Raw genomic sequence first — 11,749 nt, forward strand, 5'->3', positions numbered from 1 at the left:
GGTCTCCGGCGGCATTTTCTTTAAGGCGCCAGGGTACGCAAATGATCAATGAGTTTGGTGGCCTCTTCAGACGCTCGATCCGGTGCGCCGGCAATGATTGCATCTATCAATGCCTTGTGAGCGCCTCCTGATTGCTGAAGGCTTCCGGGTCTCTGCAATCGGAACCAAAAACGCCGGCTATGGGTTTGAAGCGGTGACGCAAGCCGGGCAGCAAACGGGTTTTCAGCTGCCTGGCCAAGCACAGTATCGAAAATTTTGTCTGCTATCAGGAAGCGGCTGACATCGTCAGACGCAAGAGCGGTGCTCATGGCGTCGGAGGCCTCCTTTAATCGCTTGTGGTGGAGGGCAGCACCAAAGCGAGCGGCATCACGGGCGAGAACGCGTTCAACCCCCTCGCGGGTGTCCAGTATTTTACCGAAATCCTGCAAATTCAGCGGGGCGATGGCGATGCCGGAGCGCGGCCGGATTTCCATGAGGCCTTCCCAAGCAAGCTTTTGTACTGCCTCACGCACCGGAGTGCGACCCATCCCTGTGATATCCGTCAGTGCCCTTTCGTTGACGATCGAGCCGGGCTCCAGTTTCAGTGTTACGATCATCTCCTCCAACTGGCGATAGGCGAGTTCCGCCAGGCTCTCGCCCGTTTGAGCAACCGTGTGGATGGTCGTTTGATACATAAGTCGTTCTCTCGGATTGACAGCCATAAGTGTTACAGATATATTTGTGATATATCAAGAAGGAGCAAGCGTCATGTGGTCAGGTGTATTTCCGGCAGTTACCAGCAAATTCACAGAGAATGATAGTCTCGATCATAGTGAAATGGAACGCTGCTTTGCGCTGCTGATGGATGCAGGCTGCGACGGATTGATCGTGGCAGGGTCTCTTGGCGAAGGGCCGATGCTTAGCCATGATGAGAAGCTTGAGGTCTTGAAGACTGCGCAGCGCGTTGCCAAAGGCAGGCCGGTGCTCCTGACCATCAATGAAGCGGCAACACGTGATGGTGCCGCGCTGGCAAAACGTGCTGCCAAAGCTGGTGCGGACGGCCTGATGCTCGTTCCAAGCCCGATCTACCACACAGACCCCGAAGAAACAGTGACAACGCTGAAAGCTGTGGCGGCGGCGGGCGACTTGCCTGTGATGATCTATTCCAATCGCATCGCTTACCGCGTCGACGTAACGAGTGAAATTCTGACGGAACTTGCGTCGGATCAGCATTTCGTAGCGATTAAGGAATCCTCGGACGACGTTCGCCGCACTACAGATATCATCAACATGTTCGGTACCCGGTATGATCTCTTTACCGGCGTAGACAATCTCGCGTTTGAAGCGTTGACCGCAGGCGCGATCGGTTGGGTTGCTGGCCTGGTCACCGCTTTCCCGAAGGAAACTGTTGCTATATACAAGCTGGTCATGGCTGAACGCTACGCCGAGGCGCTGGAAATTTATCGCTGGTTCCGCCCGCTTCTTGACCTTGATGTTTCCACATACCTCGTACAGAACATCAAATTGGCGGAAGTCCATGAAATCGGAACAAATGACCGTGTTCGCCTGCCGCGTCAGCCGCTTCGCGGCGAGCGCCGTGCTGCTGTCGAGAAGACCGTCATGGACGCGATCGCGTCCCGCCCGAAACTTCCTGCACTCTGAGCCAATCGGCTGAATGATGGGCGGCCAACGTTCGGACACAAAGGAAATTGTTATCATAGGTGCCGGCATTGTCGGCATCGTCGTTGCCGCCTATCTTTCCGAGATTGGGCACAAGGTGCTTGTTATCGACAGGCAGGGTATCTGTGAGGGGACAAGTGCCGGCAACGCCGGGGCCTTGGCATTTTCCGATATTCTTCCCATGGCTTCGAAGGGCGTTCTTGCCAAGGTACCGGGTTGGCTTGTCGACCCCCTCGGGCCATTTTCAATTCGCCCATCATATCTGCCGAAGCTCGCGCCGTGGCTCTACCGGTTGTGGCGCGCCAGCCGTGCTGATGCGCTGGAGCGGACCGTACAGGCGCAGGGCGCGCTAATGCAGCTTGCCGAGCCGGAAATGCTTGGTTTGATGGAGCGGGCACGTATTCGCAGCATGGTGCGGGAGGATGGCTCACTTGAACTCTATGAAAGCGAAGAAGAACTGAATGCAGCCCTCCCGGGCTGGAATGCCCGAAAGAGAGCGGGCATTCCCTTTGAACATCTGCGCGGCGAGGAGCTTGCCACAAGCCAACCCGGTCTCGCATCGCGTTTTGTTGCTGGCACCTTTGTGCCTGGCTGGAAGACGGTCAGTGATCCTCAGCATGTGGGTATGGGCCTGTGGCTGTACGCAGTACGTCTTGGCGCTGAATTTCTGCACGCTGAGGCCACTGCTGTTACAGCAAGCGAAAAAGGTGCGACGATTCAGCTGGCAGATGGCACAGGTATTGAAGCTGCAAAACTGATTATTGCCGCTGGCGCGTGGTCGCATCGGCTGGCAAAGAGTTTGGGTGATGCAATTCCTCTTGAGACCGAGCGAGGCTATAATACGACTTTGCCGGTGGGGGCGTTCGATCTCAAGCGCCAGCTTATTTTCTCGGGCCACGGCTTTGTGGTAACGCCGCTCCAAACCGGTATCCGTATCGGCGGCGCAGTCGAATTCGGTGGACTGGATCTGCCACCCAACTATAAACGATCCGACGCGATGTTGACGAAGGCGAAAATGTTCATACCTGACCTCGATACTTCGGGCGGCAGGCAGTGGATGGGATATCGGCCGTCCTCGCCGGATTCATTGCCCGTTATCGGCTGTGCAAGAACGAGCGGAAATGTTCTCTATGCTTTTGGTCACGGTCATCTTGGACTGACACAATCGGCAGCGACAGGACGCTTGATCACGGATCTGATTGTTGGAACAAATCCTTCAATTTCGATCGGACCATTCAGCCCACAACGTTTCTAAGGAGTATCATGGCGCGCCATTCTTTTTTCTGTATCGATGGTCATACTTGTGGCAACCCGGTCCGTCTGGTTGCGGGTGGCGGCCCGAATCTTTCCGGTTCAACGATGATGGAAAAGCGGGCGCATTTCCTGGCGGAATTCGACTGGATCCGTACAGGACTAATGTTCGAGCCGCGGGGGCACGACATGATGTCCGGATCGCTTCTCTATCCCCCCACCCGTGACGATTGCGATGTGGCGGTGCTGTTCATCGAAACGTCCGGCTGCCTTCCCATGTGCGGACATGGAACGATCGGTACGGTGACGATGGCGATCGAACACGGCCTGATAACACCGAAGACACCAGGTATCCTTAAACTCGATACACCCGCCGGGCTCGTGATCGCGGAGTACGAACTAGACGGCCAATACGTTTCCAGTGTGCGGATTACCAATGTTCCCGCATTTCTTTATGCCGAGAAGTTGGAGGTCGAATGTCCGGATTTAGGAACGTTATTCGTCGATGTTGCCTATGGCGGGAACTTCTATGCGATCGTCGATCCCCAGGAGAATTTCACGGATATTGCCGACTATCGAGCGCTCGATCTTATCGGCTGGAGTCCGATACTCCGAGAGCGTCTCAACGAGCGCTATTCGTTCCAGCATCCGGAAAAACACGATATCAATACGCTCAGCCATATCCTTTGGACCGGCGCACCGACGCAACCAGAAGCCCATGCACGCAACGCGGTTTTCTATGGCGAAAAGGCCATCGATCGTTCGCCCTGTGGAACCGGAACATCCGCCCGCATGGCGCAATTAGCGGCCAAGGGGAAGCTGAAACCAGGCGATGATTTCGTGCACGAATCAATAATCGGCTCGTTGTTTCATGGCAGGGTCGAAGAGGCCATCAGCGTGGCAGGAAAGCCGGCGATCATTCCATCGATTGCAGGGTGGGCGCGCATGACAGGATATAACACCATCTTCATAGACGACCGCGATCCGTTTGCTCATGGCTTTGTGGTCAAATAGTCCCTTTTGGATCACTGGAGAATTAAGGCGCGACTAGTCAATTCGTCTAACACGAGCGAAAACGCCGGAATTTCTGTTGCATTGTATATTAAATTTGGTGAAAATTTCCGGAGAATATATGTCAGCAAATGTAACGTTGTTGTGTCAGCCAAAAAAGCAGTTGCTTTCTCTAACGCAGACGCTAGGTGTAAAGACATTGGGGTAATGGGAACCGGATAAAAAAACCGGATAAAAAACTTCCCAATAAAATGAGGGGTGTCGTTGCGATGGAGTACTTCATCCAGCAATCGATCAATGGATTGACGCTTGGTTCGATCTATGGACTGATCGCCATCGGCTATACGATGGTTTACGGAATTATCGGTATGATCAACTTCGCCCACGGCGATGTTTTCATGCTCGGCGCCTTTATGGCGATGATTGTTTTTCTTGCCTTGACTACTTTCATTGGAGGGGTGCCAGTCGTTCTGGCGCTGCTCCTGATGATGATTGTGGCCATGCTCCTGACGGGGTTGTGGAGCTGGACGATCGAGCGCCTGGCCTACCGGCCCCTGCGCGGGTCGTTTCGTCTCGCACCGTTGATTACAGCGATCGGCATGTCGATCGCGTTGTCCAATTTCGTGCAGGTCACACAGGGTCCGCGCAACAAGCCGATCCCACCACTCGTCAATGGTGGCATCACAATTTATGGTACGAACATCACAGTTGCCTACAAACAGATGGTCATCATCATCGTGACAGTGATCCTGCTTGCTGCCTTCTGGTATCTTGTCAACAAAACGACGCTCGGAAGGGCGCAGCGCTCCTGTGAACAAGACCGCAAGATGGCGGCTCTGCTCGGTATCGACGTAGACAAGACCATTTCCATGACCTTCGTTATGGGCGCCATGCTCGCGGCAGTCGCCGGCACGCTTTATCTCATGTTTTACGGCGTCATCTCCTTCACCGATGGTTTCACCCCAGGCGTTAAAGCTTTCACTGCCGCGGTGCTGGGTGGTATCGGCTCGCTCCCCGGCGCCGTGGTCGGCGGTCTGCTGATCGGCCTGATCGAGGCTCTTTGGTCCGCCTATTTCTCCATCGACTACAAGGACGTTGCCGCATTCTCGATTTTGGCAATTGTTCTGATCTTCCTGCCTTCCGGCATTCTTGGTCGGCCCGAAGTCGAAAAGGTTTAAGCGTATGGCCGACGTCCAAAAAATAGAACCGGATTCCGTCTTCGCAAAAGCTGTGAAGGAAGGGCTCCTCGCCGGTGCTCTCGCCTTCGGATTGTTCTTTCTGATCGTCGGTTTCCGCACCGATCAGAATATCCGGAATGAGCTTGTTCTCAACCAGCGTTGGGGATTGCTGGCGATCTTCGTGCTTGTCGCAGGTATAGGGCGGTTTTTACTGACCGCTTACATTACACCCTGGAGCGAGGCGCGCAGCAAGAACAAGCGTGCTGCAGTCGAAAAAGAACAATCCGCATTCCGCAAGAGCTTCCCCAAGATTGGACTCGGACTGCTGCTCATCTATCCGTTCCTCGTGATTCTGATCCTCTGGGCCTATAACGGCTCTATCATGGGTGGCCTGCAAGGCTCACTGAAGTATGTCGATAATTTTGGCATTCAGATCCTGATCTATGTGATGCTCGCCTGGGGTCTGAATATTGTGGTCGGTCTCGCCGGACTGCTCGATCTCGGTTATGTCGCCTTCTATGCTGTTGGCGCTTATTCCTACGCGTTGCTTTCAACCCATTTCGGCTTATCGTTCTGGCTGTTGCTGCCGATGGCGGGCATTTTCGCCGCCCTCTGGGGCATTATGCTCGGCTTCCCGGTTTTGCGCCTACGCGGCGACTATCTGGCGATTGTCACCCTCGCTTTCGGTGAAATCATTCGTTTGGTGTTGATCAACTGGACCGTCGTTACCAAGGGCACGTTCGGCATTTCGGGTATCGCCAAAGCAACCTTGTTTGGTATTCCTTTCACCCCTGGACCAACCGGTTTCGCAGCGCTGCTTGGTCTTCCCAATTCCGGCGTCTACTACAAGATTTTTCTCTACTATCTTATTCTGCTCCTTGCGCTCCTGACTGCATGGGTCACCATTCGTCTGCGCCGTATGCCTATCGGTCGTGCATGGGAGGCTTTGCGTGAGGATGAGATCGCCTGCCGCTCACTTGGCATCAATACGACGACGACAAAACTAACAGCGTTCGCCACAGGCGCAATGTTCGGCGGCTTTGCTGGTTCGTTCTTCGCAGCACGGCAGGGATTTGTCAGCCCTGAATCCTTTGTGTTCCTGGAGTCCGCCATCATTCTTGCAATCGTCGTTCTGGGGGGTATGGGATCACTGGTCGGCATCGCTATCGCTGCGGCAGTGATGATCGGCGGCACTGAACTGTTGCGCGAGCTGGAATTCCTGAAGCGCATCTTTGGACCGGATTTCACTCCCGAACTCTATCGTATGCTCTTGTTCGGTCTTGCGATGATCGTGGTCATGGTCTGGAAGCCGCGTGGTTTTGTCGGCAATCGAGAACCGAGCGCTTTCCTGCATAAACGCAAGATGGTGTCCAGCGAGTTTACCAAAGAAGGCCACGGCTGATGGTTTCGGAAGTGCAAAACAATCCCACTGCAATCTTGCGCGTTGAACGGCTCTCGATGAAATTTGGTGGCCTCATCGCGATCAATGACCTGAATTTCGAAGCCAGGCGCGGCGCAATCACTGCCCTTATCGGCCCCAACGGTGCTGGAAAGACCACGGTCTTCAATTGCATAACCGGCTTTTATAAGCCGACCGAAGGTATGCTGACGATGACCCGTCAGAATGGTGAGGAGTATCTCTTGGAGCGGATGGCCGATTTCGTCATCACCAAGAAGGCCAAGGTCGCGCGCACGTTCCAGAATATTCGCCTGTTTTCGGGATTGACCGTTCTGGAAAACCTGCTCGTCGCTCAGCACAATCCACTGATGTTATCGTCTGGGTTTACCATTCTCGGTCTGCTCGGCCTTCCTACTTACAAGAAGGCGGCTTCGGATGCGATCGAGAAGGCCCGTTTCTGGCTGGACAAGATCAATCTGGTGGAGCGCGCCGACGACCCGGCTGGTGATCTGCCGTATGGTGCGCAGAGGCGCCTCGAGATCGCTCGTGCAATGTGTACGGATCCCGAACTGCTCTGCCTTGATGAACCTGCTGCAGGACTTAATGCTCGTGAGTCTGCTGAACTAAACAAGCTCCTGCTCGATATTCGTGATGAGACCGGGACTTCGATCCTCCTCATAGAACATGACATGTCCGTGGTCATGGAAATCTCCGATCACGTTGTTGTTCTCGAATACGGCACGAAAATCTCGGATGGCACGCCTGAGACCGTGAAAAACGATCCAAAGGTCATCGCTGCCTATCTCGGCGTCGAGGACGAAGAAGTGGTCGAACTGATCGAACAGGCAGAAGCCGCTGGCGTCGATGATATTACCGCGGCGGTAGACCTGCTTTCGACCGAGGCGCTGCACGAGATCGAGGAAGCCCATCCGGATATGGCTCCGGCCACCCTTATTCCTTCCGCTCCTGCCAAGGTCAGGCGGGCCAGAGCTACGGCTGCAAAAAAGCCCGTTGTAAAGTCCGTCACAGACAAAACTGCTGCCAAGCCTGCAGCAGCGAGTACCGTGAAATCGAAGCCAATCAATCCGGCTGCAAAGTCGCTGGTGGCGATCAAACCCGGTGCAACAGCGAACGCACTTGCAGAGCCGCGTGGCGGCAAGGCAGACAAACTTATCATTATCAAGGGGATCGGGCCGGTCAACGAGCGCAAACTCAACGAACACGGAATATTCCATTTCGACCAGATTGCTGCCTGGAAGAAGGCCGACATTATCGCCGCTGAGGCCTACCTTGCTTTTGACGGGCGGATCGCGCGTGAAGACTGGATTGGACAGGCCAAGAAACTGGCAAAGCAAAGCCAGGTAACCCCGGCGCCCAAAAAGACCCGAGGGGCTAAATAATGTCAGAAAAGCAAGCCCTTCTCAGCGTTGAAGGCGTTGAAACCTACTACGGCAATATTCGTGCCTTGAGCGGTGTGACAGTCCATGCCGATCCGGGTGAGATTGTCGCTTTGATCGGTGCCAACGGCGCCGGAAAATCCACCTTGATGATGACAATCTTCGGGATGCCGCGCGCACGTACCGGACGGGTCATTTTTGACGGCAAGGACATCACGCAATTGCCGACGCATGAAATCGCGCGGCTGCGGATTGCACAATCACCTGAAGGCCGCCGCATTTTTCCCCGCATGACCGTGCAGGAAAATCTGCAGATGGGTGCGAGCCTCGACAAGCTTGAGTACTTCGATGAAGATTCGCGCATGGTGTTCGATCTTTTCCCGCGGTTGAAGGAACGCATCAATCAGCGCGGCGGCACACTTTCTGGCGGCGAACAGCAAATGCTGGCAATCGGGCGGGCGCTTATGGCACGTCCGCGCCTGCTACTGCTGGACGAGCCTTCATTGGGTCTCGCACCGCTGATCATCAAGCACATTTTCGAAGCAATCAAAGAGTTGAACAAGACCACCGGATTGACGGTGTTCCTAGTTGAACAGAACGCGTTCGGCGCTCTGAAGCTCGCCGATCGCGGCTACGTGATGGTGAACGGGATTGTGACTATGAGCGGATCGAGCGCGGAACTTCTTGCAAATCCGGAAGTGCGCGCCGCGTATCTTGAAGGCGGTCGCCACTAATGAGAGAAAGGCCTTCTTGAAAGGCCTCAAGGGGAATATTGCCATGCAAGGCATCTTATACGAAGAACCTTCAATCTGGCTGTTCATACTGGTTACCTGCCTTATGGGCGGCTGGGCCGCGTGGATGGCAGGACGAGCATGCGCCAAAACATGGCGCCCCTTGGTAATCGTCATATTCTACATGCTGCTGTTAGGCATCGCTGTCCGGTTCATCCACTTTGCTCTTTTTGGTGGAACGATGTTCACACTTCACTACTACATCGTAGACACGATTGTGCTGACCATCATCGGAATCCTCGGCTATCGCTATACCCGTACCAACCAGATGGTCCGGCAATATCATTGGCTCTATGAAAAAAGTTCTCCATTCGCCTGGAAAGAAAGAACGAGAGCTTAACCTATCTCGCTGATGCGAAATGAATCAGCGTGACAACCGCCGGGAAATCGGCAAATGTAATCTTCAAGCGACGAAAACAAGCCGTCGCGAGGGGTTTGGTAAGTACCTAGAAAATGGGAGTTTTCAAATGAAGAAGTCACTGTTATCGGGCGTTGCGCTTGCTGCAATGCTCGCCTTGAGCGGCAACGCGTATGCCGATCTTCTGATCGGTGTCGGTGGACCGTTGACCGGACCGAACGCCGCTTTCGGTGCGCAGCTGCAGAAGGGTGCAGAAGCAGCTATCGCTGAGATCAATGCAGCCGGCGGCGTTAATGGTGAGCAGGTCAAACTGTCACTTGGCGATGACGTTTCGGATCCAAAACAGGGCATTTCCGTTGCCAACAAGTTTGTTGCTGACGGTGTGAAGTTCGTTATCGGCCATTTCAATTCCGGTGTTTCGATCCCGGCATCTGAAGTTTATGCTGAGAACGGCATTCTGGAAATCACGCCTGCTGCGACCAACCCGGTATTCACAGAGCGCAAATTGTGGAACACTTTCCGCACTTGCGGACGCGACGATCAGCAGGGTGTTGTAGCTGGTACATACATTGCCGAAAAGTTCAAGGACGCCAAGATTGCGGTTGTGCATGACAAGACGCCCTATGGCCAGGGTCTCGCTGACGAAACCAAGAAGACGCTGAACGCCAAGGGTATGAAGGAAGCGATGTACGAAGGCGTTAACGTCGGCGACAAAGACTTCTCCGCTCTGATCGCCAAGGCCAAGCAAGCCGGCGTTACAGTTCTATATTGGGGTGGTCTGCACACCGAAGCCGGTCTGATTATCCGCCAGCTTGCTGACCAGGGTCTGAAAGTCACGTTCATCTCCGGCGATGGTATCGTTTCGAATGAACTTGCTTCGATCGCTGGCGACGCGGTTGCAGGTACACTGAACACGTTCGGTCCGGATCCGAGCAAGAATCCTGCCAACAAGGAACTCGTTGAGAAGTTCCGTGCGCAGGGCTTCGAGCCGGAAGCCTACACGCTCTACGCCTACGCAGCAGCACAGGTCATCGCTGATGCAGCAAAGGCAGCTGGATCGAACGATCCTGAGACCGTTGCGAAAACGATGAAGGAAAAGGGCCCGTTCAAGACCGTTCTTGGCGATATCGCCTTTGATGAAAAGGGCGATCCCAAGCTTCCAGGCTACGTTATGTACGAATGGAAGAAGGGCGAAGACGGCAAGTATAGCTATTTCCAGCAATAAGCCTTCCGTTTGAGGACAATCAGTGAATGCCCGGCCCTCTGCTGGGCATTCACATTGATAACCATCGCGTTTGTCGTGTTTCGACGGAACACAGCGGCGCTTATTAGCCCGCGTAGAACATCAGCAATTTTTACAGCAAGCCTTTCGTTTATCCGCCCAAAACCTATGCCGGCGATTGAGCTCCGGATATGGTAATATTGCCCGCAATTTTTTGACGTCATTTTAGAATGGAGTTTTGTATGACGAAGCTACTTTTTCCCGGCATGGTTGCAGCAACAATGCTCATATTCACCGGTTACGCTGGCGCCGATATACTGGTCGGCGTTGGGGCTCCACTCACTGGACCGAATGCAGCCATGGGTGCACAGATCAAGCGAGGGGTCGAGGCAGCTACCACTGCTATAAACGACGCCGGCGGTATCAATGGTGAGAAGATCGATCTAGCCTTTGGCGATGATGTTTCCGATCCGAAGCAAGGTATTTCCGTTGCAAACAAATTCGTGGCCGACGGCGTGAAGATCGTTATTGGTCACTACAATTCGGGCGTATCGATACCAGCGTCGGAGGTTTATGCGGAGAATGGTATCCTGCAGGTAACCCCGGCGTCGACCAATCCGAAGTATACCGAGCGCGGTCTCTGGAACACATTCCGAACCTGTGGCCGCGATGACCAGCAAGGGAAGGTCGCCGGAGCATATATCGCCGATCATTTCAAGGGCGCCAAGATCGCCATCGTCAATGACAAGACGCCCTACGGCCAGGGTCTCGCCGATGAAACCAAGAAAGCACTGAACGCCCAGGGCATCACCGAAGTGCTCAACGAGGGCGTCCATACCGGTGACAAGGATTTCTCAGCGCTGATCAGCAAAGTGAAGGAAGCCGGTGTTACCGTATTCTATTGGGGCGGTGTACACACGGAAGCGGGCCTGATCATGCGTCAATTGGCGGACCAGGGCCTTAAAGTACAATTTATTTCAGGTGCGGCGATCGTCTCAAATGAGCTGGCTTCGATAGCAGGCGATGCCGTCATTGGTACGCTCAACACATTTGGTCCGGATCCACGCAACAACCCGGCGAACAAGGAACTGATCGAGAAGTTCAGGGCGGATGGTTTTGAACCGGAAGCATTCACACTGTACGCCTACGGCTCCCTTCAGGCCATCGCTGCTGCCGCAAACGCTGCAGAAACAAACGATCCGGAACTGATAGCCAAATCATTGAAAGGAAAGGGGCCATTCAAGACGGTGCTAGGTGATCTGGCGTTTGATGAGAAGGGCGATCCGAAATTCCCGGGCTACGTCATGTATGAATGGAAAAAGGGCCCCGACGGCAAGATCGGCTATTTCCAGCAATAAGCTGACTAACTTATATATGCGTGAAATGCTCGGCCTAACGCCGGGCATTTTGCTATTGGACATTTGAGATTCTTGTGTTCAATATGTATTTGTTTGCACTGCAACAATCCTGAGAAATGTTGATG

Annotated in this window: 11 protein-coding genes; 10 read left to right on the forward strand and 1 reads right to left on the reverse strand. The window is 54.1% G+C overall.

Features of this window, described 5'->3' with window-relative positions; translation table 11 throughout:
- Positions 1–20: 20 nt before the first annotated feature.
- A complete protein-coding gene (locus FHS21_RS27390) occupies positions 21–674 on the reverse strand; it encodes a GntR family transcriptional regulator (protein ID WP_112531029.1) in 654 nt (217 codons plus the stop codon).
- 73 nt (positions 675–747) lie between these two features.
- On the opposite strand from FHS21_RS27390, the gene FHS21_RS27395 reads away from it, so the two are divergent.
- The 10 genes from FHS21_RS27395 to FHS21_RS27440 all read left to right on the forward strand — a co-directional run bounded on the left by FHS21_RS27395 (position 748) and on the right by FHS21_RS27440 (position 11,624).
- Positions 748–1,641, forward strand: a complete 894-nt coding sequence (locus FHS21_RS27395; protein ID WP_112531028.1) for a dihydrodipicolinate synthase family protein — start codon at positions 748–750, stop codon at positions 1,639–1,641.
- Positions 1,642–1,657: 16 nt separating this feature from the next.
- Positions 1,658–2,914 (forward strand): NAD(P)/FAD-dependent oxidoreductase, encoded by a 1,257-nt coding sequence (locus tag FHS21_RS27400; protein WP_112531052.1) that lies wholly within the window; start codon positions 1,658–1,660, stop codon positions 2,912–2,914.
- An 8-nt stretch (positions 2,915–2,922) separates the two neighbouring features.
- Positions 2,923–3,924 carry a 4-hydroxyproline epimerase gene (locus FHS21_RS27405; RefSeq protein ID WP_112531027.1) on the forward strand — a complete coding sequence of 334 codons (1,002 nt, stop codon included), beginning with the start codon at positions 2,923–2,925 and terminating at the stop codon, positions 3,922–3,924.
- A 266-nt stretch (positions 3,925–4,190) separates the two neighbouring features.
- A complete protein-coding gene (locus FHS21_RS27410) occupies positions 4,191–5,099 on the forward strand; it encodes a branched-chain amino acid ABC transporter permease (protein WP_112531051.1) in 909 nt (302 codons plus the stop codon).
- 4 nt (positions 5,100–5,103) lie between these two features.
- On the forward strand, positions 5,104–6,501 hold the full coding sequence (livM, locus tag FHS21_RS27415; RefSeq protein WP_112531026.1) for a high-affinity branched-chain amino acid ABC transporter permease LivM: 1,398 nt from the start codon (positions 5,104–5,106) through the stop codon (positions 6,499–6,501).
- Positions 6,501–7,898, forward strand: a complete 1,398-nt coding sequence (locus tag FHS21_RS27420; protein ID WP_112531025.1) for an ATP-binding cassette domain-containing protein — start codon at positions 6,501–6,503, stop codon at positions 7,896–7,898. The genes livM and FHS21_RS27420 overlap by 1 nt, the downstream gene beginning before the upstream one ends.
- Complete coding sequence (locus FHS21_RS27425) at positions 7,898–8,629, forward strand: ABC transporter ATP-binding protein (protein WP_112531024.1); 732 nt, start codon at positions 7,898–7,900, stop codon at positions 8,627–8,629. Before FHS21_RS27420 ends, FHS21_RS27425 begins: the two co-directional genes overlap by 1 nt.
- Positions 8,630–8,672: 43 nt before the next feature.
- Positions 8,673–9,026 carry a DUF6867 family protein gene (locus tag FHS21_RS27430; protein WP_112531023.1) on the forward strand — a complete coding sequence of 118 codons (354 nt, stop codon included), beginning with the start codon at positions 8,673–8,675 and terminating at the stop codon, positions 9,024–9,026.
- 127 nt (positions 9,027–9,153) lie between these two features.
- Positions 9,154–10,269 (forward strand): branched-chain amino acid ABC transporter substrate-binding protein, encoded by a 1,116-nt coding sequence (locus FHS21_RS27435; RefSeq protein WP_112531022.1) that lies wholly within the window; start codon positions 9,154–9,156, stop codon positions 10,267–10,269.
- 239 nt (positions 10,270–10,508) lie between these two features.
- Complete coding sequence (locus tag FHS21_RS27440) at positions 10,509–11,624, forward strand: branched-chain amino acid ABC transporter substrate-binding protein (protein WP_183665098.1); 1,116 nt, start codon at positions 10,509–10,511, stop codon at positions 11,622–11,624.
- The last annotated feature ends 125 nt before the right edge of the window (positions 11,625–11,749 follow it).

It is taken from the genome of Phyllobacterium trifolii (genome assembly GCF_014192095.1).
GTDB lineage: Bacteria > Pseudomonadota > Alphaproteobacteria > Rhizobiales > Rhizobiaceae > Phyllobacterium > Phyllobacterium trifolii.